Origin of the sequence: Peterkaempfera bronchialis, from assembly GCF_003258605.2 — a bacterium.
In the GTDB taxonomy this organism is placed as follows: Bacteria; Actinomycetota; Actinomycetes; order Streptomycetales; family Streptomycetaceae; genus Peterkaempfera; species Peterkaempfera bronchialis.
Window position 1 is genome coordinate 3,104,937 of the sequence record NZ_CP031264.1, and the last position, 25,472, is coordinate 3,130,408.

Genomic DNA, 25,472 nt, shown 5'->3' on the forward strand with positions numbered 1-25,472 from the left:
GTGGCACGATCGCGGGGGCGGGTCGCTGCGGAAGGGAAGAGGGCCTGGTGGCGTACGACTACGACGTGCTGGTGGTCGGCGGCGGGATCGTCGGGCTGGCGACGGCGTATGCGCTGGTGCGGGGGCGGCCGGGGCTGGCGGTGGGGGTGCTGGAGAAGGAGGACTTCCTGGCCTCGCACCAGACGGGGCGCAACAGCGGGGTGATCCACAGCGGGGTGTACTACCGGCCGGGGTCGTTCAAGGCCCGGTTCGCGGTGGGCGGTGCGGCGGAGATGGTGGAGTTCTGCCGGGAGCACGGGATCGCGTACGAGGTGACCGGGAAGCTGATCGTGGCGGTGGACCGGGAGGAGCTGCCCCGGTTGCATGCGCTGGCGCAGCGGGGCCGGGAGAACGGCATCCCGGTGCGGGAGCTGGGGGCGGCGCAGATCGGCGATTTCGAGCCACATGTGGCGGGGGTGGCGGGGCTGCATGTGGGGTCGACGGGGATCTGCGACTTCCCGGCGGTGGCGCGTACCCTCGCCAAGCTCGCGGAGGAGGCGGGGGCCGAGCTGCGGCCGGCGACCGAGGCGCGGTCGGTGGCGCACCGGGCGGACGGGGTGACGGTGGGGACGCGCCGGGGCGAGCTGCGGGCCGGGGTGCTGGTGAACTGCGCCGGGCTGCAGAGCGACCGGGTGGCGCGGCTGGCCGGGGACGATCCGGGGGTGCGGATCGTGCCGTTCCGGGGTGAGTACTACACCTTGGCGCCGGAGCGGCAGGGGCTGGTGCGGGGGCTGGTGTATCCGGTGCCGGACCCGGCGTTCCCGTTCCTGGGGGTGCATCTGACGCGGGGCGTGCACGGGGAGGTGCATGTGGGGCCCAATGCGGTGCCGGCGCTGGCCCGGGAGGGCTATGACTGGCGGACGGTGCGGCTGCGGGATGTGGCGGACACGGTCGCGTACCCGGGGACCTGGCGGGTCGCGCGGCGGCACTGGCGGTACGAGGTGGGCGAGTTGCACCGCTCGCTGTCCAAGCGGGCGTTCACGGCGGCCGTACGGCGGCTGCTGCCGGAGGTGTCGGCGGGGGATCTGGTGCCGGCCGCGGCGGGGGTGCGGGCGCAGGCGGTGGCGCGGGACGGGTCGCTGCTGGACGACTTCGCGTTCGCGGGTTTCGACCCGGAGGCGAGGGCTGCGGCGCCGTCCCGGCTGGTGCATGTGCTGAACGCGCCGTCCCCGGCGGCGACCGCTTCGCTGCCGATCGGCCGGGAGGTGGCACGGCGGGCGCTGGCGGCGCTGGACGCGGGCCGGGGGTAGGGGCGGTCCCCGTAGGATGGGTGCACTGTGACTGCCTCCACCGATTCCCGCCCGTACCCGCACGCCGCCACGCCCGAGCAGCACCGGGAGCGGCGGATCCGTTCGTTCCACCCTCGGCGCGGTCGGCTGACCTCGGCCCAGGGAAGCGCGCTGGAGCGGCTGTGGCCTCGGTACGGGACGCCGATCGACGGGACGCCGCTGGATCTGGCGGAGCTGTTCGGCGGTGCGCTGCCGGTAGTGCTGGAGATCGGCTTCGGGATGGGCGAGACCACGGCGGCGATGGCTGCCGCCGACCCGGGCACCGGCATCCTGGCGGTGGATGTGCACACCCCCGGCCACGGCAATCTGCTCGCCCGGGTCGAGCAGGACAGCCTGGAGAATGTGCGGCCGGCGGCGGGTGACGCGGTGCTGCTGCTGCGGGACATGCTGGCGCCGGGGTCGCTGGCCGGGCTGCGGGTGTACTTCCCCGATCCCTGGCCGAAGAGCAAGCACCACAAGCGGCGGCTGATCCAGCCGGAGTTCGTCGCGCTGGCCGTCTCCCGGCTGGCGCCGGGCGCCACCGTGCACTGCGCGACCGACTGGGAGCCGTACGCGGAGCAGATGCTGGAGGTGCTGTCCGCCTCACCGGAACTGGTGAACCTGCACCCCGAGGGCGACGGCACGGTGCTGGAGGACGGCAGCGTGCCCGGCTATGCGCCGAGGCCCGCGTGGCGGCCGGTGACCAAGTTCGAGCGGCAGGGCCTGGCCAAGGGGCACCGGGTGCACGATCTGCTCTTCCGGCGGCGCTGACGGGCCCGTTCGCGGTGCCACGGCAGGTGTCACGGCAGGTGTCACGTTAGGTGCGGTGGGCGCCACTCAGGGTGTGCGTAAGCCCTCCCCCGGGTGCGGTGCTTCCCCTAAGGTCGTGGCGTGAGCAGCCCGCAGCCGGTCGGCCCGTGGTGTTCCGCGCACGCCCGGCCGCAGGACTCCGTGCCGTGGTTCCGGCGGCGGATGCCGACGGTGGGCCGGGGTGTGCGGCTGGTGGCACCGGCGGCCTTCCTGGCGCTGTGCGGGGTGCTGATCCTGGCGATGGTGGAGCGGCAGACCGGTCGGCCCGGCTTCCTGGTGGGGCTGGGTCTGGCGGTGCTGCCGGTGCCGCTGGTGCTGGGGTCGCTGGCGTGGCTGGACCGGGTGGAGCCGGCGCCGCTGCGCAGCCTGCTGTTCTGCTTCGGCTGGGGGGCGTGCGCGGCGACGCTGGTCGCCATCTGGGCCAACAGCTGGACGGCCGGGCTGCTGGCCTCGCATCAGAGCCCTCGGGGGGAGACCATCGGCTCCGCGGTGGTCGCGCCGCTGGTGGAGGAGAGCTGCAAGGGCGCGGCGGTGCTGCTGCTCTTCCTGGTGCGGCGGCGGTACGTCGGTTCGGTGATCGACGGCATCGTGCTGGCCGGTTTTGTCGCCTGCGGCTTCGCCTTCACCGAGAACGTGCTCTATCTGGGCCGCTCCTACACCGAGGACCAGGCGGTGGGGAACGGCATGGGCGGCACCGTGTACACCTTCGTCCTGCGCGGGGTGATGTCGCCGTTCGCGCATCCGCTGTTCACCGCCCTGATCGGGATCGGGTTCGGCGTGGCTGCGGTCGGCCGGGGGCGGCTGCTGCGGGTGGCGGCGCCGGTGGGCGGCTGGCTGGCGGCGGTGGTGCTGCACGGCACATGGAACGCTGCGGCGTCGCTGGGCACCGGCGGTTTCCTGCTGGTGTACGGGGTCTTCATGGTGCCGGCGTTCGGCGGGCTGATCGGACTGTCGGTGTGGTCGCGCAGCGATGAGCTGAAGGTGGTCGGGCGTCAGCTTCCGGTGTACGTCTGGGCGGGCTGGCTGGGCCCGGCCGAGCCGGCGGCGCTGTCGGCGATGCGGCTGCGGGGGCGGGCGCGGCGGCGGGCGCGGGCGCTGTACGGGCCGGCGGGCGGCCGGGCGGTGGCCGAGTACATCGCGCTGGCCACCGCGCTGGCGCTGCTGCGGCGGCGGGCGGAGCGGGGTTCGACGCCGGTCGCGGAGTTCACGGTGCGGGAGCGGGAGTTGCTGCACCGGCTGTGGGAGCGCCGTCCGGTCGCGGCGGTGGTGCTGGCGGAGGTGGCGGCGGCCGCGCCGTGCTCGTACGGCCGCAGCTGAGGGGGCGGGGCGGGGCGTTAGTACGTTCGGTGGTGCTCCGATTGCGGAGCGTGGCAGGCCGTGACATCCGTGGAGGGGTACGCCCGTCTCTTCCCGAAAGGCTCTGCCATGCGCAACAGACGGCTCGCAGCCGTAATCGCCGGTGCCCTGCTCGCCGGTTCGCTGACCGCCGGTGCGGGGGTCGCCATCGCCACCGCCGACCGGGACGAGGCCCCCGGGCCCGCCCCGGTCGCCCCCGCCCCGCACGCCAGGACCGACGCCGCCCGCACGCTCGACGTGCTGTCCTCCCTGGGCACGGTCACGCACCGCGTCAATGACCTGGTCGTCGCGGCCAAGCACGGTTCGGGCACCACCGAGGCGCAGCAGAGCGCCTCCGCGCTGGGCAACGCGGCGGAGGAGTTGGCGGCCAAGGTCGGGAAGTCCGCCGGGCAGGGGGTGCCGGACCGCCACCAGCGGACCACCCGCGACAGGGTTGCCATCCCGACCGTCGAGCAGGCCATCGCGGCGCTCCGGACGGATGTGCAGGCGCTGCTGGCGGCGCTCCGGGCCAATGACCCGGCTGCGGCGGCCAAGGCGGTCGAGGCGGTGGCGCGGGACACCGTCGCCCTGGTGAAGGCGATCCTCGCCGCCCTTGACGCGCCTGCGCTGCCGGTGGGCATCCCGGCGTCCTGAGGCGGGTCGGAGGGGGTTGCGGCCGTCCGGCTGCGGCCCCCTTCGGCGTGCGGGGGCGGGGGCGGCGGGTTCCCCTTGTACGCGTTGTACGCGCACGGCTGCGCTCCGCAGACCGCGGTCGGCGCGGTCGGCGCGGTCGCGGACGCCACCCTCCTGGGGGTGGCGTGCGGGCCGGCGTCCGGGCTGGTGTGTGCGGGCTGGTGTGCGGCAGGGTCAGCCGCGGTCCGGCAGCGCCGCCCGGACATGCCGGACCAGGGCGCGGGCGGCGGGGCCGACCGGTCCCGCGGACCGCCAGGCCAGGGCGAGGCGGCCGCGCAGCCGGGGGCGGGTCAGGGTGAGGATGTGGAGCCGGTCGGCGTAGCAGCGGGCCAGGGACTCGGGGACGACGGCCGCGCCCAGGCCGCGTACGGCGAGCCGCGCCAGCACATTGGGGTCGCCGGCCTCGAAGGCGATGCGGGGTCGGAGGCCCGCTGCGGCGCAGGCGTGGTCCAGGGCGGTGCGCAGCCCGGTGCCCGGGGGCAGGCTGATCAGGGGCCGGTCGGCGAGCGCGCGGAGGGTGGCGGAGGTCCTGGCCGCCAGCGGGTCGTCGCGGCCCACGACCACCACCAGCGGCTCGTCCACCACGACCTGGAGCGCCACCCCGGGCGGGGTGGCGGTGGGCAGGCCGATCACGGCCAGGTCGGTGCTGCCGGTGGCGACGGCATGGACCAGCCGGTCGGAGGTGTCCTCGGTCAGGCCGGTCTCCACCGCCGGGTGGTCGTGGTGGAAGGCCGCCAGCAGCCCGGGCAGGTCGATGTCCGGGCCCAGCGAGGTGACCGTGCCGACGGTGACCTGCCCGCGTACCAGCCCGGCCAGCTCGTCCACCGCTTCGCGGGCCCCGGCGACGGCGGCGAGCGCGGCTCTGGCGTACGGGAGCACGGCCGCGCCCGCCTCGGTCAGGCGGACGGTGCGGCCGGAGCGGTCCAGCAGTTCCTGGCCGAGTTCGCGTTCCAGCTTGCGGATCTGGGCGCTCACGCCGGGCTGGGCGACATGCAGCCGGGCCGCAGCCCGGGTGAAGTTGGCCTCCTCGGCGACGGTGGCGAAGTACTCCAGCTGGCGCAGCTCCATAACCGATGATGCTAGCGACGAGTCGTACCAGCTCTTGGACGTATGGACGGGCGGCGCCGGAGGATGGCGGCACGGCACCCGATTCCGCTGAAGGAGACCCCGATGACCGCCGACGCCGCCCAGGTCGCCGCCGCCTACTTCGAGACCTGGAAGGCCAGGGACTTCACCGCCCTCAGGTCGCTGCTCGCCGACGACGTGGAGTTCAGCGGGCCGCTCGCCCGGGTGCGGGGCGCCGACGACTGTATCCGGGGCATCGAGGGACTCTCCCGGATCGTCACCGATGTCGTCGTCCGGAAGGTCTTCCGCGACGGTGGCGATGTGCTGACCTGGTTCGAGCTGCACACCACGGTCGCGGACCCGGTGCCGGTCGCCAACTGGAGCCGGGTGGAGGGCGGCCTGATCACCCGTATCCGGGTGGTCTTCGACGCCCGTCCGCTCGCGTCGGCCTCGGGGGCTGGGGCTGGGGCCGGGGCGGGGGCGGCTGCCGGCTGAGCGGAGACCGGTTCGACGTGGGGCGTCGGGGCGCGGCAGGGTGCTGCCATGACCGGTAGCGGACTGGACGACCACGGCTTCATCGCGCGGGAGGGCTCCCTCGGCCTGGTGCCGGAGGAGTTCGCCGCCGTGGTCGACGCCGCCCGTACCCGGATCGCCGCAGCCTTCGGCCCCGCCCGACTGCACAGCGCCTACCTGTACGGCAGCATCCCGCGCGGCACCGCCGTCCCCGGCGTCTCCGACCTCGACCTGCTGCTCGCGCTGCGCCACCGGCCGGGCGCTGCCGACCGGGCAGACGCCAGGGCGCTGGAAGCCTCCCTGGACGCCGACTTCCCGCAGGTCGACGGGGTGGGCGTGCTGCTGCACGACAGGGCCACCCTGCTGAGCGACCTGGAGCGGTACGACCTGGGCTGGTTCCTGGCCTGCCTCTGCACCCCGCTGCTCGGCGACGACCTCGCCGCACGGCTGCCCCGTTACCGCCCCACCTCCCTGCTGGCCCGCGAGACCAACGGCGACCTGGCCCTGCTCCTCCCCCGCTGGCGCGCCCAGGCCGCCGCCGCCCGCACGGCCCCCGAACGCCGGGCCCTCTGCCGCCGGGTCGCCCGCCGGATCGTCCGCACCGGGTTCACCCTGGTGATGCCGCGCTGGGGCGGCTGGACCAGCGACCTCACCGCCTCCGCCGAGGCGTTCGCCCGCTACTACCCGGACCGCGCCGACCAGCTGCGCCGGGCCGCAGCGGCAGCCCGCACCCCCACCGCCGACCCGGCCGTCCTCACCCTCCTGATCGACGACCTCGGCCCCTGGCTGGCCACCGAATACACATCCGTCCACGGCCACAAGACCCCCCGCCCCTGACGCACCCCGAGCACAGGGCAGCTTTCCCATCGCAGCCGCCACCCGATACCTTCCCGTGAACGCGACCGGCCGCGCCGGTCGCCCGCAGTGTGCGGCGAGGTGCGATGAGCAGCGGCAACTGGAAGTTCAACGGGCCCTGGAGTTGTCCTGAAGCTCGCCATGGGCACAGCGCCCGCAATGTCAGTGGCCCCTGCTATACCAAGGACACTGCCAACCGTCAGGAGCCGCAATGACTCACCCGGTCCACCTCCAGGCCGTCCCTGGCATCTACGAGAAGCTGATCACGGACAGGCTGGAGGAACGGCTCCGGGAGCTCAGCGCCGAGGGATGGCTGGCCGGTCACAAGTCGGTGGGCACGGAGTCCAGCTCCCATGTACTGGCCCGCCACATCGCCGACACGGTGACCCGGTTGCTCAAGTCACTCGACCATGAGAAACGGGTCGCCGCGGCCAACCAGATCCTGGACCACCTGGCCACCCTCAATGGCGCTCGCGAGTGGATAGAGCGGGTGGCCGACGGCCCGCGAGAACTGGTCACCCTCGCCCAGCAGGAAGCTGAGGGCGTCTATCAGCTGCGGCCGTTGACCCCGCTGTCGGACACTGCACTGTTCACCAACTCCCCGGACGATCTCAACCTTGGTTCGGAGCTGCGCGGCGAACTCGCCACAGCCGACCGTGTGGATCTGCTCTGCGCCTTCGTGAAGTGGCATGGCGTCCGCGTCCTCGAAGGTGCCCTTCGGGCTGCTCATCAGCGTGGCGTCCGGATCCGTGTCATCACCACGACGTACATCGGGGCCACCGAGCGACGCGCTCTCGATCGTCTGGTTCGGGAGTTCGGCGCCGAGGTGAAGGTCAACTACGAGCTGCTCTCCACACGTCTACACGCCAAGGCATGGTTGTTCCGCCGCAACAGCGGCTTCGACACCGCCTATGTCGGCAGTTCCAACCTCTCCAAGGCTGCCCTGCTTGACGGCCTGGAGTGGAACGTTCGCCTGTCTTCCGTGGCCACGCCGGCAGTGCTCAAGAAGTTCGAAGCGACCTTCGACGCCTACTGGCACGACCCGTCCTTCGAGAGTTACGACCCCGATCGAGACGCTGAGCTCCTGGACAGGGCTCTAAGCGAGGCGAGCGGCAAGACCGACCGAACCACTGCCACCATCTCCCTCTCCGGCCTTGAGGTCCGCCCCTATCCGCACCAGCAGGACATGCTGGAGCGTCTGGAGGTCGAGCGGTCCATCCACAACCGGCACCACAATCTGTTGGTGGCGGCCACGGGCACGGGCAAGACCGTCATGGCGGCCCTGGACTACAGAGCCCTCCGCAAGAAGCATCAGCGCGACCTCAAGCTGCTCTTTATCGCGCACCGCAAGGAGATCCTGGACCAGTCGCTCCGCACCTACCAGGAGGTGCTGATCGACGCCAACTTCGGTGAGTGCCTGGTCAATGGCCAGGTGCCTCGGGACTGGACACATGTCTTCGCCAGCGTGCAGTCCCTCAATGCTCGAACCCTGGACCGCTTCTCGCCGGACCACTTCGACGTCATCGTGATCGACGAGTTCCACCACGGTGTGGCACCCACGTACCGCAAGATCATCGACTACTTCCAGCCGCTGGAGTTGCTTGGCCTCACAGCGACCCCCGAGCGGACGGACGGAAAGAACGTCCAGGACGAGTTCTTCGACGGCCGCATCGCAGCCGAGATGCGGCTGTGGGAGGCGCTGGAGAACGAGCTGCTGAGTCCGTTCCACTACTTCGGCATCGCCGACAACACCGACATGACCGGGCTTGAATGGAAGCGCGGCACCTACGACCCCGCCGAGCTCGACAACCTCTTCACTGGCAACGACGCACGGGCTCGATTGGTCGTCAAAGCGGTCCAAGACAAGATCGCCGATCCAGGTTCGATACGCGCACTTGGCTTCTGTGTCTCGGTGGCCCATGCCAAGTTCATGGCTGACTACTTCAACCGTGCCGGGTTGAACGCCAAGGCTCTGTCCGGGGGGACACCAACCGAGGAGCGGAAGGCCGCTCTCAGCGGGCTGCGGGACGGCTCCGTGCAGGTGATCTTCTCCGTGGACCTCTTCAACGAGGGGCTGGACGTCCCGGACGTCGACACATTGCTTCTACTGCGGCCGACTTCCAGCACCACCGTCTTCCTCCAGCAGCTTGGGCGTGGTCTGCGCCGAAGCGAGAACAAGGCCGTCCTCACAGTCCTGGATTTCATTGGCATGCACCGCAAGGAGTTCCGCTTCGAGAACCAGTTCCGCGCGCTGACCAACCTCACCCGCAATCGCCTGGCTGACCACATCGAGGACGACTTCCCCCGGCTTCCCTCGGGCTGCCAGATCATCCTCGACCGCAAGTCGAAGGATCGGGTGCTGGACAACGTCCGGAGCCAGCTGAAGATCAACGCGACCCAACTCGCCAAAGAGATCAGCGAGTACGGCGAGCCGAAGCTGGCCGCCTACCTACGCGAGAGCAATCGCGAACTCAAGGAGCTCTACCGCTCGAACAACTCCTGGACCGGCCTGCTCCGCCGCGCCAAGTTGCTGTCCGACCCCGTCCCGGATGGTGAAGCCGAACTGTCGAAGCGAGCGTCCGCCTTTCTCCACGTGGACGACCCGCTCCGGATCTCCGCCTACACCAAGCTGCTGTCAGATGACGCACCCCGCTACGAGGAGCTGTCATCGCAGGAGCAGGCGTTCGCCCGCATGCTGTTCTTCTCCCTCTGGCCGCTTGGCGGAGGCTTCGCCACCTACCAGAAGGGCTTCGACGCACTCCGCCCGCAGGTAGCCTTCCGCAGCGAACTCCGCCAGATCCTCGACCACGGCCTGGAACACACCGAGCACATCCCGATCCCGCTGCTGGGCTCCCAGATCGGTATCCCACTCGCCGTTCACGCCTCATACAGCCGCGAGGAGATCCTGCCTGCTCTCGGCCAAGCCGGCCTGGGAGCATTCCTTCCAGGTAACTTTCGGGAGGGCGTGAAGTGGTGTCAGAACATCAAGACTGACGCACTGCTCATCACCCTGGAAAAGGACGAAAAGGACTTCTCTCCGCAGACTCGGTACAGGGACTTCGCCATGGGCCCGGATGTCTTCCACTGGGAGTCCCAAAACCAGACCTCGGAGAGCTCCCCCACTGGCCTGCGCTACCAGCAGCACCGAGAGAAGGGCACCCATGTGCTGCTCTTCGTCCGCCGCTACAAGAAGACCGACATCGGCGGCCCTCAGCCCTGGATGCTCCTCGGCCCGGCCCACTACGAGTCACATGAGGGCAGCAACCCTATGGGCATCGTCTGGAAGCTGGACCACCAACTGCCAGCCGACGTCTGGACCTACTCCGCAATCGCCGCTGGCTGATCCTTGCCCGCCCCGACTGGCCGTAGCACTGCATCCTGCTCGAAGTCGAACCGAAGGACAAACGCCAGTTCCCCGAGCCGTCTGAGCACATGCTCAACGGCTTGGGGACCTGCGACACCAGCAGGTGGTCGGACTCTGTCCCAGCGGATCAGCTCCGAGCAGAGAACAATCCGTGGGGACACCTGGAGCGTCAACAGGAACTCATCGTTCTCTTGGTCCAATACCAGCAACTGCTGGAGCTCCAACCCCGGCAACGCACCGAAGTGCTGTGCTGCCCCAAGCAGGTTGCCGAGGTTGAGAGAATCTGCCCAGACGTCCTCAGTTGCATCAAACTCCTCAGTGACGGCCTCCACCAGTTCCGAGCTGATCGGGCTCGTCACGCCGCATCACCCTCCGACTCGAAGCGCGTGTGCGCCTGATCGAGCGCTTCGCCTGGATCCCATCCATGGGATGACAGCCAGTTCATAAGGTCCACCAACAGCGCGACGGCGGTCTCCCTCATCAACACTGGCCCCACTCGCAGTTCCGCCCCTACAAGCGCTGGCGCCGGTCCATACAGCAACAGCAGAGCCTCAGCCCGATCCACCCGGTGGCCACCGGCATGCCCAGCGGGCCCAGCCACCCCGCCATCCAGCTCAGCCCAGATGACCTTGCCAGGGCCGCCCTGATCCGCCCCCCAGCGGTCAGCGAGTGCGCCGACGATCTCCAGCCCTCGACCTCCTTCCGCATGCTCGGCCGCATGGCGGGATGTCGGCGTCGCACCGCCACCGTCAGGATCGTGGACCTCAATGCGTAGAAACCCGTCTCGCATCATCACCGTGAGTCGACTGGGCACACTCGTTCCCACATGCTCGATCACATTGGTGACCAGCTCGCTGAGGATCAGCTGCGCCCCTTCAGCCAGGTGCGACAGCCCCCACGATCGCAGGTGTGTACGCATGATCCGGCGCAGAGCGCCAACGACCTCAGGCCGAGCCTCGAAATCGAGATCCCACCGCTTCCTCTGCACGCACTGACATGCGAGCATGCCGCCTCCCGGAGATCAGCAAGGCTAACCATGGATGCGGAGAGCGACCATGTGAGCACCCTCCGCACCCGCAAGTGTGCTGGCTCATTTGCGATCTGCCATCGCAACCTTGCGCCGTTCACCTTCAAGAGTGAAGATGCAGCGCGATACTCGGCCTCAGCAGCCCGCTCTGGCCAGACTTGTGCCATGGCACAGAGCCCGACACCGACAGTCAGACGCCGTCGCCTCGGCGTGCAGATGAGGCAGCTTCGCGGGCAGGCGAACCTCACTCTTGATCAGGTCGCGGAGGCTACAGGCTGGGATCGCGCCAAGATCAGCCGCCTTGAGAACGGCCGATCCGGCATCCGCCTCAAAGAAATCAAGGACCTGCTCACCCTCTACCGCGTCGACGACCCCGGCCTGGCCGCCGCGCTGGAGTGCCTGGCTCGTGAAGGCTCCAAACGCGGCTGGTGGCAGAACTACAGCGACGTACTGAACCCGGCCTACGCTGACTTCATCAGCCTGGAGACCGACGCCTCACGGATGTGCGAGTACCAAGTCACCCTGATTCCGGGGCTATTCCAGACCACCCCCTACGCCCGTGAGGTGATCGCGGCGATCAACATGGGCAGCGAGCCGGACGAGGTCAACCGGCTCGCCGAGTTGCGGGCAGCCCGGCAGTCCGTTCTTACGCGCTCTGGTCCGCCGCTGTCTGTCTGGGCCATCATTCATGAGGCAGCCCTGCGCCAACGCACCGTCCGCCCCAACATCATGCGTGACCAGCTGCGGCGTCTCCTGGAGATCGCCGAGCTCCCACACGTCACCATCCAGGTGCTTCCTCTGACTTCAACTCCCCACCCCGGTGTCGCCGGAGCCTTCACACTCCTCAGCTTCGCCGGCACCACCGGGCTCGACGTGGCCCTGGCCGAAAACCTGACAGGCGCCGTATACATCGAGGAGGAACGAGAGGTGAGCGTGTACGTTGACGCCTTTGAACGCCTACGCGCGTCGGCACTTCCCACCACGGAGTCCAGCGAGCTCATCGATCGGCTGGCAGACACCCACAGGCTCACAGAGGAGAGCACGTGATCAGCCCCGACGTTTGGAAGAAGAGCAGCTACAGCGGCGGAAACAACAACTGCGTGGAGGTGACCGGCACTTCTGGGGATGCCCCTCAGGTCCTCGTACGCGACTCCAAGGATCCGCACGGCCCCAAGCTCGGCTACTCGGGGATGGCGTGGAGCGCGTTCGTCAGCGCACTGCGTGCGGGAGAACTCTCCCGCCACTGAGGGCCATGGAGATCGAGCGGGCGGCCCCCGACCGCCACATCTCGAACGTGCATACGATGTCGGACTATGGGGAATCCAGCCTGGGTATGGGATGAGCTTCTGCTCGCTTGCGCAGTCGTCGTTCAGAACGACTGGCGGGAGCTTCGAGAGAACGACCCAAGGGTCCACGAGCTCTCAGCAGTCCTGCGCGCCCTGCCCTTCCACGGACATGAAGCTCGCAGCGACGCCTTCCGGGGTCCCGGCAGCGTGAGCCGCAAGAGCACGGACATCGCCACCGCGCATCCCACGTACGCGGGCAAGACCACCCGAGGCGGCAGGACCACCAGGCTGGTGGTCGACGCGTTCATCGCAGACCCTACGAGGATGGTGACTGCGGCAGAAACGATCCGTCACATCGTCTCGGCCGGGATCTTCGTGGGCGCGGCCGAGGAAGAAGCCGACCTCGATGACTGGACCGCTCCTGAAGGCCGCCTGCTAGCCAGACTTCACCGCACCCGCGAGCGCAACCCTGCCCTACGCCGCCGGAAGATCGCCTCGGTGCGAAGGGCTAGCCTTCCCCTGAGCTGCGAAGTCTGCGCCTTCGACTTCGCCGACTTCTACGGATCTCTCGGAGAGGGATACATCGAGGTCCACCACACCGTTCCCCTGCACATATCCGGTGATACGGACACCTCGCTGAGCGACCTCGCCCTGCTCTGCTCAAACTGCCACCGCATGTGCCATCGCAGCCACGAGTCCGGAGCGAGATGGCGTAGTCCAGAGTCACTGCGGACGCTTGTAGCGTCTCGACCTCGCCTCCTAGGCCCGTAGCCCTGTGGGGGGCTCAGATGATGGTGAGGGTGGTTACGCCGGTGGCGGTGGTGACTCCGGTGGTGAGGCAGAGGAGCAGGGAGGGCTGGAGGAGGGTGGTGACCCGGACCGTGGTGTGGCCCTGGAAGCGGCCGGCGGTGACGGTGCCGGTGAGGGTGGTGATGATCTGGCCGGCGACGGCGTTGGTGGCGGCGGATTCGCTGAAGGTGCTGGTGTCGCCGGTGCTCCAGTGGAAGACCCGGGTGTCCTGGAAGGGGTCGAGGAGGTCGTTGCAGCCGACGTGGATGGTGAACTGCGTGCCGTACCAGCCGCCGGTCACCTGGCCTGCGCCGTCCACGCAGGAGGTCAGCCGTTCGTCGGTGGTGATGGTGATGTCCTTCGGCTGGAAGGTGAGACCCGGGTGGTAGGTGGTGGTCTCGGTGCCCAGGCACTCCAGCAGGGTGGGCGGGGCGGCCTGGGCCGGGGTGGGGGCGAGGGCCAGCATGGCGGTGGCGAGTGCGGTGGTGGCCGCCCAGATCGCGGGGCGGCGCAGTCGTGGTCTGCTGTCGGTCATGGAGGTCTCCCTGGGGCAGGCGGCTGTGGTTTGTGTGATGCCCTGACCATCGGACTGGGATACCGGCGCGCGGCAGCAGTGGGCGCGTGACGGGCACCGTGGGGGGGCGCGGGGAGGCAGGAGTCCGCCCCGGGGTGCGGCACGCGGGTGGGGGCTCAGTGGCTGTAGACGACCGACCACGGCCGGTGCGGGGGTGATGGTGGTAACGCGCTGTGGCCGGGTGGGGTGGACGGGCGGGCGGGGGAGAGGACGGCGGCGGCGAGTTCGGCGAAGTGGCGGGCGGCGGGGTGCGGGGTCCGGGCGGGCCAGGCGCCGGCGATCCGCTGGGTGAGGGGCCTGCCGGACAGGGGCCGCCAGGCCACGCGCGGCTCCTTGCGCGCCACCGGGCCCTGGTCGAAGGCGACTCCGTATCCGGCGGCCACCATGCCGATCAGGAACTCGGGGTTACGGGCGTGCCGGATACGTCCGGGGACGAAGCCGCCCTGGCGGCACAGGTCCAGCGTGCCGTCGTACCAGCCGGGAGCGGTGGCCCTGGGGAAGAGCACAAGGTCGTGGCCGGACAGTTCGTCAAGTGCGACCTCCGGCTGCCGGGCAAGGGGCGAGGTGCGCGGCAGGACGACCCCCAACTCCACCGCCACCGCCGGGCCCAGGACCAGATCGGGGGCGTCCACCGGCTGGTGGACCAGCCCCACGTCGAGTCGGCCGGAGGTGAGCAGCCGCAGCTGCTCCTCCGTGGTCGCCTCCAGCAGGTCGACGCGGAGGCCCGGCGAACGGTCCGTGCAGGCGGCGAGTAGCGCGGGCAGTACGGGGGCTGCGGTGTCCGGCGGGACGGCCGCCCTCAGGGTGCCCAGTTCACCGTCGCGTGCCCGGAGTACCCGCGTACGGAGCCGGTCGTCCCGGGCCAGCAGTTCCCGGGCCTCCTCCAGCAGCACCGCGCCCGAGGCCGTCAGCCGGACCTGGCGGCGGGAGCGGTCGAAGAGTTCGGCGCCGAGTTCCCGCTCCAACCGGCGGATGGACTGGCTGAGCGGTGGCTGGGCCATGCCGAGCAGGTCGGCCGCGCGGCTGAAGTGCAACTCCTCGGCGACGACGACGAAGATACGCAGATGCCGCAAGAGGTCCACCCCGGGAGCCTAGGTGACAGGAGACGAGACGCGGATGTCGATCGAGGAGAGGCTGCACAAGGTCTTCGCAGACGCGGGGGCCGAGGCGCGGCTGCATGCCGTCGCCGTCGGTGCGGAGCCCCCGGGAACGGCGGATAGTGCCAGGAGCGGGGTCGGGATCGGCGCGGATGAGCCGGTCGTGATCGCGTCCGTGTTCAAGGTGCTGCTGGTGCTGGAGTTCGCGCGGCAGGTCGCGGCGGGGCAACTCGACCCACGGGAACGGGTCCTGGTGACCGCGGAGGACCGGCTCGGCGGGTGGGGCACGGCGGGCTGCCTGGACGATGTCGAGCTGTCGCTGCGCGATCTGGCCCACTTCACCATGTCGGTCAGCGACAATTCGGCGGCCGACCTGCTGATGGCCAGGGTGGGAGTGGACACGGTGCGGCTGCTGGCCAGGGAACTCGGCCTCGACCGCACCCGGATCGTCGGTGGCCCTCGGGAGGTGCTGCGGACGATGCTGGCGGAGGTAGGGGCGGGCGACGAGCAGGAGTTCGCCGCCGTCTATCCGTCGCTGCCGGCCGAGCGGCTGCGGCGGCTGAGCGCGCTGGACCCGCTGCGGACCAACGCGTCCACCCCGCGCGAGATCACCCGGCTTCTGGGGCTCGTCTGGCGGGACGAGGCGGGGCCGCCCGAGGCCTGCGCGCAGGTACGTGACCTGATGGGCAGCCAGGTCTTCCGGCACCGGCTGATCTCGGGCTTCCCCGACGAGGTGGTGGTCGCCGCGAAGACGGGCACGCTGCCGGGACTCCATATCGAGGCGGGCGTCGTCCACTACCCCGACGGCGGGCGGTATGCGGTCGCCGTCTTCGCGCGGACACTCGACCTCGCCACCGGCCGCGCCCAGGTGGATGCCGCCATCGGTACGGCCGCGCGGATCGCGGTGGAGTATCTGCGCGCCGCAGACCGGCGGAAGGGCGTCTGAGCAGCGGTCATAGCCGGACCGATATGGGAGCAGCGGGTTCTCGATCTTGGACGGCGGCAGGTCGGGCCTGGTCTGCTGCCGTCATGAGTGACAACCACGCACAGCGGAGTCGGCTCAGCCGTCGTACGGTCCTCAGGAGTGCCGCCCTCGGCGCGGCCGCTGCCCCACTGCTGCCCGCCGGGGCAGCGGCGGCGGCCGGCGGTCCGGCGTCGCCGCCCCCACGCCGCAGGACGGCGCCGGTGTCGCTGCGCTGGCTCGGCACTGCGGGCTGGCGCATCGACTGGGACGGCCGGACGGTGCTCTTCGACCCGTACATCACCCGCTTTTCAACCGGCATGTTCAGCGGCGGCTTCGACCCGGGCACGGAGCTGCGGACGGAGGCCGGTCTCGTCCGCCGGCACGCCGGGCGACCGGAGGTCATCCTGGTCAGCCACAGCCACTGGGACCACCTCAATGACGTCCCGTATCTCGCCCGTACCACCGGGGCGCAGGTTGTCGGCACGGAGACCACGTACCACCTGCTGCGTTCCTGGGGCGTCGACGCGGCGCAGCTCTCCGTGGTCCGGGGCGGTGAGGTGCTGGACTTCGGCGGGTTCACCGTCGAGGCCGTCTCCTCCCGGCACAGCCGCAACCAGCGGCACTCCTACTTCGCCCCGGGCATCCTCAACGCCGTGCCCGCCGCTGCCCCGACGACCATCGGCGACCTGCCGGAGGGCGACACCCTGGCCTTCCAGGTGACGATCGGCGACGGCCCGTCGGCCTTCCTCATGGGTGCGAGCGACTTCGCGGAACGGGAGGCGGACGGGCTGCGGCCGGACCTCGCCATGGTGGCGGTGCCGTCCAGTACGGCGACCCACCGCTATGTCCCCCGGCTGCTCGCGGCGCTGGGTCGGCCCGGGATTGTCGTACCGGTGCACTGGGACAACTTCGAGACGCCGCTCAGCGGGCCGGTGAGCCGTGATCCGGCGGTGGATCTGGACGGATTCCTGGCGGCGGTGGGCCGGGAGAGTCCGTCGTCCCGCACCGTCGTACCCGACTACCGCACGCTGTACGACGGGGAGATGCGGCCCCGGCGGTGAGCGGATCCGCTCCGGGCCGGTTGTCAGTGGTGGCTCCTACGGTGATGTCTCAAGGGGATCCGACCGCCTGAGGGGGCCACCCGTATGACCAGCGCCGTGACGACCGACGGGACGACCGACGGGACGACGTATCTGGAGCTGTCCGAGGAGGGCGGCGGTGCGCACAAGTTCTACGAGGTGCGGGTCGCCGGCGCCGAGGTGACGATCCGGTACGGGCGGATCGGCGAGCAGGGCCAGGTGCGGTCGTCGAGGTTCCCCGGTGCGGAGAAGGCGGCGGCGGCAGCGGCCCGCAAGGTGGGCGAGAAGGTGCGCAAGGGGTATGCGCCGGCGGTGCCCGGGGGGCGGCAGGCGCGGCCGGTGACGCGGCGCCAGCTGGTGAGCAGCACCTCGACGGCGCGGCAGGCTCCGGTGCTGTGGCGGTTCGCCTCCGGGGCACCGGCGTTCGGGATCTTCGTGGGCGAGGAGTACGCCTATGTCGGCAATCAGCGCGGCGATGTGTACACGCTCACCCACGACGGCCGGGTCACCGGCCGGTTCGGCCTGCCGGACGGGGTGAAGTGCATTGTGGCCGACGACTTCTGGCTCTACGCCGGGTGCGACGACGGCCGGGTGTACGACCTGAGCGGCAAGGTGCCGCGCGTGGCGTATGAGATCGCCGGGGACGTGGACATCTACTGGCTCGACATCGACGACGGCGTGCTGGGCGTCTCGGACCGGCAGGGCGGCATCACCACGGTCGACCACGAGGACGAGTTCCAGTGGTCTCGGGGCAGCCAGGGCCGCCAGGGCAGCCACGGCTGGATGGTGCGGTGCTCGGGCGACAGCGTCTTCCACGGCCACTCCAGCGGTGTGGACGCCTATGGCGCCCGCAGCGGCGAGCCGCTGTGGCACACCCCGACCGAGGGGCCGGTGCTGTTCGGCTGGCAGGAGCCGGGCGAGGTCTTCGCCGGTACCGGGCGGGGCTGGGTGTACCGGCTGGCGAAGGCGGACGGGGCGGTGCGCTCGCGGTACCGCTGCGACGCGGCGGTCTTCTCCTGCGCCACCTCCCCGGACGGGCGCTATGTCTTCGCCGGGGACAACCACTCCTCGGTCTACTGCTTCGCGGCCGACGGCACCCGGCTGTGGAAGCTCGGCACCGGCTGCGGCTCGGCGTACTCCATGCAGTACCGCGACGAGCGGCTCTACATCGTCACCACCGACGGCTCCCTGGCCTGCATCGACGCGACGGAGTCGGCGGTGCGGGAGGCCCAGCAGGGGCGGCTGCCCGAGCGGCGTGACATCAAGACCGCGCAGCTGGCGGCGGTGGCGCCGTCGGCCCAGGTGGAGACCGTCAGCGAGGCGGTGGTGCAGGCGTCCGGCGGGGTGGTCGTGGAGTGTGTGCAGGAGGCAGGTCGGCTGCGGGTGCGGGTGGTGTCGCCGGGCTACGACCCGGAGCTGCGGGTGCAGTTCCCCAAGGACATCCGGGTGCCCGGTGCGCGCTATCTGGTCGCCGAGGTGCGGTCGTCGGCGGCGGGCGGCTTCTACCGGGCGCGCGGCGACATCAGGCGGCTGCTCTGAGCACGGCTTCAGGGGTGCGGAAGCCCGCCGGTCCTGGCGGTGGCGTCCAGGCTGAGGCAATCCAGGGGCGTCATCGACTTCTTGCAGACTTTGGCACAGCTCTTGCGTTGGTTGGCAGGTTCATTGCATGCTCGGCTCGCTGCGCACTGCGAACCAGTCATCAGCCACGTACCGGTGGACCCGGTGTGCGGCCGCTGAGCGGAGGAGTCACATGGGAGTCTCACGCCGGTCGTTCATCGCCTCCATGGTGGCCGGGTCCACCATCGGCACCTGGTCGCTGCTCGAACCGGCCCGCGCCACGGCAGCGGTCGCGTCCCCGGCCGCCAGCCCTGCCGGTGATGTCGTCGGAAAGATCACCGTCGGCTACCAGGGCTGGTTCGCCTGCCCCGGCGACGGGGCGCCGATCAACGGCTGGTGGCACTGGAGCCAGGACTGGTCCAAGTCCCCCTCGCCGAGCAACAACGCGATCAGGGCCTGGCCCGACATGGCCGACTACACCCAGGGCTACCGGACCTCGTACGGGAACCTCGGCGACGGCCGGCCGGCGACCCTCTTCTCCTCGTACGACCAGCAGACGGTGGACACCCACTTCCGCTGGATGCAGCAGAACGGCTGCGACACCGCCGCCCTCCAGCGCTTCAACCCGACCGGCGGGGAGGGCCCGACCCGCGACGGGATGGCCGTGAAGGTGCGGTCCGCCGCGGAGGCGTACGGCCGGAAGTTCTACATCATGTACGACGTCACCAACTGGACGGACATGCAGTCGCAGATCAAGACGGACTGGACCGGCAAGATGTCCGCCCTGACCGCGTCGTCCGCCTATGCCCGGCAGAACGGCAAGCCGGTGGTGGGCATCTGGGGCTTCGGCTTCAACGACCCCGCGCGCCCCTGGTCCCCCGCCGTCTGCCTGGAGGTCGTCAACTGGTTCAAGAGCCAGGGCTGCTATGTGATGGGCGGGGTACCGACCTACTGGCGCACCGGGGTCAACGACTCCAGGCCCGGCTTCCTCGACGTCTACCACGCCTTCCACATGCTGTCGCCGTGGATGGTGGGACGGATCGGCAACGCGGCCGACTCGGACAACTTCTACGCCAACCTCAACGTCCCCGACCAGGCCGACTGCAACGCCCATGGGATCGACTACCAGCCGTGCGTCATGCCCGGGGACATCACGGCACGCCAGCGGGCGCACGGCGACTTCATGTGGCGGCAGTTCTACAACATGGTCCGGGTGGGCGCGCAGGGCATCTACATCTCCATGTTCGACGAGTACAACGAGGGGAACCAGATCGCCAAGACGGCGGCGACCGCCGCCCAGGTGCCGTCCGGCTCGGGGCTGCTGGCGCTGGACGAGGACGGTACGGCCTGCTCCTCGGACTACTACCTCAGGCTCACCGCCGACGGCGGCAGGATGCTCAAGGGCCAGATCGCCCTGACCCCGGTGCGCCCGACCTCCCCCCTCGGCGGCTCCGGCGGCGACCTCCAGCCGCCCACCGCCCCCACCGGCCTCCAGGTGACCGGCCACAGCTCCACCACCGTGTCGCTGGCCTGGGGCGCCTCCACCGACAACGTCGGGGTGACGGCGTACCAGGTGTACCGCGTCACCGGCTCCACCAGGTCACTGCTGGGGACCACCGGCACCACCGCGTTCACCGTCACGGGCCTGGCCCCGTCCACCGCCTATGCGTTCTGCGTCACCGCCCAGGACGCGGCCGGAAACGTCTCGGCCGCCTCGAACACGGTGAATGCCACCACCGACGCGGGCGCCCCGGTCAACCTCGCCGCCGGAAAGGCCACCTCGGAGAGCAGCCACACCCAGGGCTATGTCAGCGGCAATGCCGTGGACGGGAACCGCGACACCTACTGGGAGAGCGCCAACAACGCCTTCCCGCAGTGGTTGCAGGTCGATCTCGGGGCCAGGACGAGCACCAGGCGCATCGTGCTCACCCTGCCGCCGGCCGCCGCCTGGAGCACCCGGACCCAGACCCTCTCCGTGCTGGGCAGCACCGACGGGTCGCAGTTCAGCACCGTGGCGGGGTCGGCCGGCTACACCTTCGACCCGGCCACCGGAAACACCGCCACCATCACCTTCCCGGCCGCAGCCGACGTCCGCCATCTGCGGCTGGTCTTCACCGCCAACACGGGATGGCCCGCCGGGCAGGTCTCCGAGTTCCAGGTCTACGCGTCCTGACCGCGCCGGGCCCCGGGGCGGCGGCGCGCATCGCTCAGCCGCCCTCGGGGAGCAGCACCATGCGGAAGCGGGCCGCCCCGGAGAGCATCCGGGCGAAGGCGTCGTTCACTTCCGACAGCGGCACCGTCTCGGTCATCGGCCGGACGCCGCTGAGCGCGCTGAAGGCAAGGGTGTCCTCGACGTCCTGCGCGGTGCCGGACGGGTGGCCGTGCACCGAGCGGGCGCCGCTGATCAGCTGGCTCGGGCTGATCCGCAGCGGGTCGCCCACCGCGCCGAGCGCGATCAGCCTGCCCCGGTGCGCCAGGCCGTCGAACGCCGCGGACATGGCGTCCGCGCTGGCCGCCGTGGCCAGCACCACCTTGGCCCCGCCGAGTGCCTGGAGGGCGCCGGCGGGGTCGCCCGCAGAGCTGTCGATGTAGTGGTCGGCGCCCAGTTGCAGCGCGAGCTCCTCCTTGCCCCGGCCACGGGCCACCGCCACCGTCTCAAAGCCGAGCTTGGCCGCGTACTGGACGCCGAGGTGGCCGAGCCCCCCGATACCGAGCACCGCGACCAGGTCACCGGGGCGGGCCCCGCTGCTGCGCAGGGCGCTGAAGGTGGTGACCCCCGCGCAGCCGAGCGGGGCGGCCTCGACGGCCGAGAGGGCGTCGGGAATGCGGGCGAGGGCGGTGGCCGGGGCGATCATATGGGTCGCATAGCCGCCGTCGTACGCCCAGCCGGGGACCTGGAGGTTGCGGCAGTTGATGAAGTCGCCCTCGCGGCAGGGCAGGCAGTGGCCGCAGTTGCCGCCGAACCAGCCCACCTCGACCCGCTCCCCGGTCTCCCAGCCCTCCACACCCTCCCCCAGCGCATCGATGCGTCCGGCCACCTCATGGCCGGTGACCAGCGGGAAGCGCACCCCGGGAAAGGTGCTCTGGACGAAGGCTTCGTCGCTGTGGCAGACGCCCGCCGCCTCGACGGCGATGCGGACATGGCCGAGGGCGGGCTGCGGCAGCTCCCGCTCGACGATCTCGAACCTGCCGCCGGGTTCGGCGACCTGGGCGACGCGCATGGAGGGCATGGGCCTGTCCGGTGGGTGCGGGGGCTCGGGCGGCGGGTGCCGCCCCGTGGTCCATCCTCACGCGGGCGGCCGGGTTTCTCGCGCCGGGCGGGGCCGTACGGGCGGCCGAGGCAGGTGACGTACCGTCAGGCGGCGATGCCGAGGAGGGCGTCCAGGCCGGACAGCTGGAGAACCCCGGCAGGCTGCTCCTGGACGCCGACCAGGGTGGGGACGTCGGCGCCCGAGGTGGTCTGCCGGCGGCGCAGCTCGACCAGGAAGTGCAGTCCGGCGGAGTCCATGAAGGGGACGCCGCGCATGTCCACCCGGATCCGGCCGGGCGGGTCGGGGAGGCGGGTGAGCAGGCCGTCCAGCAGCGGGCGGGTGTCGTGGTCGATGTCACCGACCAGGGTCAGGACGGTGAGGCCGCCGCGCTGGTCGAGGGTGACGGCGAGGGTCTGCTCCATGCGGTGGCCGCCCGCCTTCGAGGGTCGGGAGCCCTGCGGTGGGCACCGTACGACAGCGCCGACCGGCCGGACTCGTGTCCCTCCACCGTGCCACCGCCGCCCCGGCCCGCGCCAGCCGGATGCCCGCCGACGGCGTGAACGCCGGGGCGGCGCGTGGGCCGGTAGCCGCTACCGTACGGGGATGGACGCGCTGGCTCTCGCTCTCACCCCGCACACCCGTACCGACGATCTGCTGGAGTGGTGCGCCGCCCAGGGCCGCGAGGTGGCGGAGCGGCCACTGCGCACCGTACTCACCCTGCTGGAGCTGTCCGGTACACCGGTGCACGACGGCTTCCCCGAGCCGACCGCCGCCGACCTCGACCAGCTGCTCCACGAGCAGCTGCCGATGACCGCCGACACCGAGCCGGACGGGGACCAGGCGTACCTGGACGCGGTGGCCGCGATCATCGACCACCAGCGGGCGGCCAAGCGCCTCAACGCCAAGCGGCAGGCCCGGCTCCACGAGGAGCTGGCCGGGTTCGGCGACGGCTTCCGGCTGGCGATGCGGATGCCGGGTCGGCTGACCTGGCCCCGGCTGTACGCGATGCTGCTCCGCCGGGACGGCGTCGACGGCTCCGACCAGGCCGCTGTGCGGGCCTGGCTGGACGCCTTCCGGCAGCGCGACGCGGACCAGCGGGCGGCGGCCTGGGCGGACCTCCCGCAGCTGATCACGCCGGAGGAGGAGCACGGCCGCCCGGAGGCGTGGGGCCACACCCGGCTGCTCACCCTCGGCATGGCGACGGAGAACGCCCGGCTCTTCCTCGGCAACCGCCTGCTGGAGCGGGTCTACCGTTCGCTCACCGCCATGGTCGCCGAGGGCCGGGGGCTGCCTCCGGAGCTCGGCCGCGATGTGGAGGGCTATGGGCGCCTGGTCGCCGAGGAGGCCGCGCGGCTGCTGGGCGAATGGACCGTCCCGGGCCTGCCCGCCCTGCTGCGCGCCGACTACCCGGACCTGGCACCCGAGCCGGACCCCGCCGAGATCCCGCGCTGAACGCGGTCTGCTGACTGGGCATCAGGCGGAGTGGCGGGGCGGTCCCCGTGTGCGCACAGAATCGGGCCGCTTCGCGGAGGATGCGCGGCCGGATGGACCTGTGTGCGCGCAGTGCCCGGCCGTGTCGCGGAGGATGTGTGGCGGGGTGGGTCCGCGTACGCGCGGTGCCGGGCCGCTTCGCGGAGGATGCGCGGCGGGATGTGAACACAGGGGTCACCCCCGTACCCACAGCGCCCAACCGCGTTCCGGAGGATGCGCCGCCGGATGGGCCCGTGTGCACGAAGTGCCGGGCAGCGTCGCGGAGGATGCGCCGCAGGGTGGGTCACCGTGCCCGCAGTGCCGGGCCGCTTCGCGGAGGATGCGCGGCGGGATGTGAACACAGGGGTCACCCCCGTACCCACAGCGCCCAACCGCGTTCCGGAGGATGCGCCGCTGGATGGGTCCGCGTGCACGAAGTGCCCGGCCGCATCGCCGAGGATGCGCCGCCGGATGGGTCTGCGTGCGCGCAGTGCCAGGCCGCGTCGCGGAGGATGCGTGGCGGGATGGGTCTGAGCGCGCGGTGCACGGCGGGGTCGCGGAGGATGCGCCGCCGGATGGGTCCGCGTGCGCGCAGTGCCCGGCCGCGTTGCGGAGGGTGTGCGGCGGGGTGGGTCCGTATTGCACCGGAACCCGGGGGAATGCGCGGCCGTTTGCAGAGTCGGAGAAGCAGCAGTGCCGAGATGGAGGAGGAGCGCGATGGCGAAGGTTCCGACGGCCGTGGTGGCGGCGGGCGGGCTGGTCGGCGGGTATGGCGTGGCCCGGTGGACCAGGAAGCGGCCGCTGGGCGGGGTCGCGCTGGCCGCGGCCGGTGCGGTGGCGGCCCGGCAGTGGCAGCGGCAGGCGGGTACGGCCGGTGCGGTGGCGCTGACCGGGCTCTATGCGGCGGCGTTCGCCGGCTCGCATCCGCTGGCGAAGCGGCTCGGCGCGTGGCCCTCGGTCTTCGCCGTCTCCGGTGCGGTGGCGCTGGCCTCGTATGTCGTGGCGGACCGCCGCGCCTGAGCCGGTCCTGATCCGGTGCGATCCGGGCAGGCCGACGGCCCCGGTGTCGGGGGGATGATCACCGGGGCCGTCGGAGTCGGGAGGGGCAGCGCGGACGCGCGGGTCTCAGACGTCCAGGCCGTGCGACTGGAGCCACGGCCGGGGGTCGATCGGCGCACCGCCGCCGGGCCGGACCTCCAGGTGCAGGTGCGGGCCGGTGACATTGCCGGTGGCGCCGGAGCGGGCGATGACGTCGCCGGGCTTCACGCCGCCGGAGCCCTGGACGATCGACGACAGGTGGCAGTACCAGATCTCGGTGCCGTCCGGCAGGGTCTCGATGATGCGGTAGCCGTACGCCCCCGACCAGCCGGCCGAGGTGATCTCACCCATGCCCAGCGCCTTGACGGGGGTTCCGGTGGGGACGGCGAAGTCCAGGCCGGTGTGCAGGTGCGACCAGTAGGAGCCGGCCTGCCCGAACCCGGCCGTGAGGGTGTAGCCGGAGACCGGGATCGCAAAGGTGCCGAGCAGCTTGCGCTCCGCCTCGCGGGCGGCGCGCTCCTCGGCCTCCTTCTTCTCCCGGGCCTCCTGGGCCCGCTTGGCGACCAGGTCCTTGGCGGCGGCCTCGGCGGCGGCCTGCTCCTGGACGGCGCGCTTGGCCTCGGCCTCCCGGGCGGCCTGGAGGCGGGCCGACTCGTCGGCGGCGGTGCGCTGGCTGTCGGCCTGCGCCTGGATGCGGGCGGCGAGGGCCAGGCCCGGGTCGGTGGCCTCGGCGAAGGCGGTCTCATGGGCCTCGTCGGCGTGCTCGGCCGAGGTGGTGGCGGCGTAGCTGGTGAAGCCCGTGGTGCCCAGGGTGGCGGCCATCGCGGCGACGCCTATCACCGCCGAGGAGCCCATGTTCCCGCTGCGCTGCTTGGGCAGCCGGTGGCGGCCACGGTCCGGGTCGCCGCCGAAGGCGGGGACGGGCTCGTGGACGGCGCCCCAGGGCTGCTCGGCGGGCGCGGACAGGGTCGAGGGCATGCCCTCGGTACGGTACGACGACGCCACGGTAGGCGTACTCCTTTCCTTCCCTCTCGCCTACCGGGTTAGCTGACGGGTTCGGAGCAGGAAGGTCTCCTACGGCCTTCGGGGCCTGGAGTCGTGCCCGGGCGGAAGCGCGCATGGTCACGCTCCGTCAGGGCGCGGGCAGGTCCGTTCGGCCGATTCACCCCAAGGAACGGTGGTTCCCCGGCTCCCGGGCGCCGCGAGGACGACGCCCTGAGGATTAGGCGATGGCGCACGGTGCCGTCCTGGTACGGCGTTTGCAACCGCGCTGCGTTATCAAACGTTAATCCCAGGACGCCGCGATTCCAAGCCACTTGGAAGATGCGAAAGGAGACGACAGCGGCACGAGGGGTGATTTGTCGTAGATGAAAGGACCTGCGGCTTCCCTCCCCTTCC

General features: G+C 71.2%; 24 protein-coding genes and 1 riboswitch. Of the genes, 16 read left to right on the forward strand and 8 right to left on the reverse strand.

Annotation, left to right across the window (positions count from 1 at the left end; genetic code table 11):
- Positions 1-44: 44 nt before the first annotated feature.
- The 4 genes from lhgO to C7M71_RS13750 all read left to right on the forward strand — a co-directional run bounded on the left by lhgO (position 45) and on the right by C7M71_RS13750 (position 4,106).
- Positions 45-1,289, forward strand: coding sequence for an L-2-hydroxyglutarate oxidase (gene lhgO / locus C7M71_RS13735; RefSeq protein WP_229759119.1), 1,245 nt, complete (start codon positions 45-47; stop codon positions 1,287-1,289).
- 27 nt (positions 1,290-1,316) lie between these two features.
- Positions 1,317-2,078 (forward strand): tRNA (guanosine(46)-N7)-methyltransferase TrmB, encoded by a 762-nt coding sequence (gene trmB / locus C7M71_RS13740; RefSeq protein ID WP_111494378.1) that lies wholly within the window; start codon positions 1,317-1,319, stop codon positions 2,076-2,078.
- 120 nt (positions 2,079-2,198) lie between these two features.
- Positions 2,199-3,434, forward strand: coding sequence for a PrsW family intramembrane metalloprotease (locus C7M71_RS32610; protein ID WP_265737655.1), 1,236 nt, complete (start codon positions 2,199-2,201; stop codon positions 3,432-3,434).
- 108 nt (positions 3,435-3,542) lie between these two features.
- Positions 3,543-4,106, forward strand: coding sequence for a hypothetical protein (locus C7M71_RS13750; RefSeq protein ID WP_111492938.1), 564 nt, complete (start codon positions 3,543-3,545; stop codon positions 4,104-4,106).
- A 213-nt stretch (positions 4,107-4,319) separates the two neighbouring features.
- Here the strand turns inward: C7M71_RS13750 and C7M71_RS13755 are convergent, their stop codons facing one another.
- Positions 4,320-5,213: a LysR family transcriptional regulator gene (locus C7M71_RS13755; RefSeq protein ID WP_111492939.1), complete on the reverse strand. Its 894-nt coding sequence runs from the start codon at positions 5,211-5,213 to the stop codon at positions 4,320-4,322.
- 102 nt (positions 5,214-5,315) lie between these two features.
- Between C7M71_RS13755 and C7M71_RS13760 the strand changes: the two genes are divergently transcribed.
- From C7M71_RS13760 to C7M71_RS13770, 3 genes are all read left to right on the forward strand, one after another.
- Positions 5,316-5,705 carry a nuclear transport factor 2 family protein gene (locus C7M71_RS13760; RefSeq protein ID WP_111492940.1) on the forward strand — a complete coding sequence of 130 codons (390 nt, stop codon included), beginning with the start codon at positions 5,316-5,318 and terminating at the stop codon, positions 5,703-5,705.
- 48 nt (positions 5,706-5,753) lie between these two features.
- Complete coding sequence (locus C7M71_RS13765; protein ID WP_111492941.1) at positions 5,754-6,560, forward strand: nucleotidyltransferase domain-containing protein; 807 nt, start codon at positions 5,754-5,756, stop codon at positions 6,558-6,560.
- Positions 6,561-6,789: 229 nt separating this feature from the next.
- Positions 6,790-9,921, forward strand: a complete 3,132-nt coding sequence (locus tag C7M71_RS13770; RefSeq protein WP_111492942.1) for a DUF3427 domain-containing protein — start codon at positions 6,790-6,792, stop codon at positions 9,919-9,921.
- Here the strand turns inward: C7M71_RS13770 and C7M71_RS13775 are convergent.
- Together C7M71_RS13775 and C7M71_RS13780 are read right to left on the reverse strand one after the other, a co-directional pair.
- Positions 9,897-10,301 (reverse strand): hypothetical protein, encoded by a 405-nt coding sequence (locus tag C7M71_RS13775; protein ID WP_111492943.1) that lies wholly within the window; start codon positions 10,299-10,301, stop codon positions 9,897-9,899. The genes C7M71_RS13770 and C7M71_RS13775 overlap by 25 nt on opposite strands.
- Complete coding sequence (locus C7M71_RS13780) at positions 10,298-10,948, reverse strand: ATP-binding protein (RefSeq protein ID WP_111492944.1); 651 nt, start codon at positions 10,946-10,948, stop codon at positions 10,298-10,300. The genes C7M71_RS13775 and C7M71_RS13780 overlap by 4 nt, the downstream gene beginning before the upstream one ends.
- Positions 10,949-11,134: 186 nt before the next feature.
- Here C7M71_RS13780 and C7M71_RS13785 point away from each other — a divergent pair, with 186 nt between their 5' ends.
- The 3 genes from C7M71_RS13785 to C7M71_RS13795 all read left to right on the forward strand — a co-directional run bounded on the left by C7M71_RS13785 (position 11,135) and on the right by C7M71_RS13795 (position 13,026).
- Entirely contained in the window at positions 11,135-12,016 is an 882-nt protein-coding gene (locus tag C7M71_RS13785; RefSeq protein ID WP_111492945.1) for a helix-turn-helix domain-containing protein, read from the forward strand.
- Positions 12,013-12,216, forward strand: a complete 204-nt coding sequence (locus C7M71_RS13790; RefSeq protein WP_111492946.1) for a DUF397 domain-containing protein — start codon at positions 12,013-12,015, stop codon at positions 12,214-12,216. The genes C7M71_RS13785 and C7M71_RS13790 overlap by 4 nt, the downstream gene beginning before the upstream one ends.
- Before the next feature lie 66 nt (positions 12,217-12,282).
- Positions 12,283-13,026 carry an HNH endonuclease gene (locus tag C7M71_RS13795; protein ID WP_111492947.1) on the forward strand — a complete coding sequence of 248 codons (744 nt, stop codon included), beginning with the start codon at positions 12,283-12,285 and terminating at the stop codon, positions 13,024-13,026.
- Between the two features lie 13 nt (positions 13,027-13,039).
- Here C7M71_RS13795 and C7M71_RS13800 read toward each other — a convergent pair whose 3' ends face one another.
- Both C7M71_RS13800 and C7M71_RS13805 read right to left on the reverse strand, forming a co-directional pair.
- Positions 13,040-13,579, reverse strand: coding sequence for a hypothetical protein (locus tag C7M71_RS13800; RefSeq protein ID WP_111492948.1), 540 nt, complete (start codon positions 13,577-13,579; stop codon positions 13,040-13,042).
- 155 nt (positions 13,580-13,734) lie between these two features.
- Positions 13,735-14,700, reverse strand: a complete 966-nt coding sequence (locus C7M71_RS13805) for a LysR family transcriptional regulator (protein WP_114914361.1) — start codon at positions 14,698-14,700, stop codon at positions 13,735-13,737.
- Positions 14,701-14,734: 34 nt separating this feature from the next.
- Between C7M71_RS13805 and C7M71_RS13810 the strand changes: the two genes are divergently transcribed.
- The 4 genes from C7M71_RS13810 (at position 14,735) to C7M71_RS13825 (ending at position 20,488) form a co-directional block, all read left to right on the forward strand.
- Positions 14,735-15,661: a serine hydrolase gene (locus C7M71_RS13810; protein ID WP_111491783.1), complete on the forward strand. Its 927-nt coding sequence runs from the start codon at positions 14,735-14,737 to the stop codon at positions 15,659-15,661.
- A gap of 83 nt (positions 15,662-15,744) precedes the next feature.
- Positions 15,745-16,740 carry an MBL fold metallo-hydrolase gene (locus tag C7M71_RS13815; protein ID WP_111491782.1) on the forward strand — a complete coding sequence of 332 codons (996 nt, stop codon included), beginning with the start codon at positions 15,745-15,747 and terminating at the stop codon, positions 16,738-16,740.
- A gap of 84 nt (positions 16,741-16,824) precedes the next feature.
- The gene (locus C7M71_RS13820; protein WP_111491781.1) at positions 16,825-18,297 is read left to right on the forward strand and encodes a WGR domain-containing protein; all 1,473 of its coding nucleotides are present in this window, start codon (positions 16,825-16,827) and stop codon (positions 18,295-18,297) included.
- Between the two features lie 211 nt (positions 18,298-18,508).
- Positions 18,509-20,488: a discoidin domain-containing protein gene (locus C7M71_RS13825; RefSeq protein WP_111491780.1), complete on the forward strand. Its 1,980-nt coding sequence runs from the start codon at positions 18,509-18,511 to the stop codon at positions 20,486-20,488.
- A gap of 34 nt (positions 20,489-20,522) precedes the next feature.
- On the opposite strand, the gene C7M71_RS13830 is transcribed toward C7M71_RS13825, so the two are convergent.
- Both C7M71_RS13830 and C7M71_RS13835 read right to left on the reverse strand, forming a co-directional pair.
- Positions 20,523-21,545, reverse strand: coding sequence for an alcohol dehydrogenase (locus tag C7M71_RS13830; RefSeq protein ID WP_111491779.1), 1,023 nt, complete (start codon positions 21,543-21,545; stop codon positions 20,523-20,525).
- Positions 21,546-21,670: 125 nt separating this feature from the next.
- Positions 21,671-21,988: an STAS domain-containing protein gene (locus C7M71_RS13835; protein ID WP_111491778.1), complete on the reverse strand. Its 318-nt coding sequence runs from the start codon at positions 21,986-21,988 to the stop codon at positions 21,671-21,673.
- Positions 21,989-22,169: 181 nt separating this feature from the next.
- Between C7M71_RS13835 and C7M71_RS13840 the strand changes: the two genes are divergently transcribed.
- Both C7M71_RS13840 and C7M71_RS13845 read left to right on the forward strand, forming a co-directional pair.
- Positions 22,170-23,018, forward strand: coding sequence for a hypothetical protein (locus C7M71_RS13840; RefSeq protein ID WP_111491777.1), 849 nt, complete (start codon positions 22,170-22,172; stop codon positions 23,016-23,018).
- A 735-nt stretch (positions 23,019-23,753) separates the two neighbouring features.
- Positions 23,754-24,056, forward strand: coding sequence for a hypothetical protein (locus tag C7M71_RS13845; RefSeq protein ID WP_111491776.1), 303 nt, complete (start codon positions 23,754-23,756; stop codon positions 24,054-24,056).
- 105 nt (positions 24,057-24,161) lie between these two features.
- On the opposite strand, the gene C7M71_RS13850 is transcribed toward C7M71_RS13845, so the two are convergent.
- The gene (locus tag C7M71_RS13850) at positions 24,162-25,079 is read right to left on the reverse strand and encodes a M23 family metallopeptidase (protein ID WP_229758708.1); all 918 of its coding nucleotides are present in this window, start codon (positions 25,077-25,079) and stop codon (positions 24,162-24,164) included.
- Positions 25,080-25,091: 12 nt separating this feature from the next.
- Positions 25,092-25,313: riboswitch (cyclic di-AMP (ydaO/yuaA leader) on the reverse strand.
- Between the last annotated feature and the right edge of the window lie 159 nt (positions 25,314-25,472).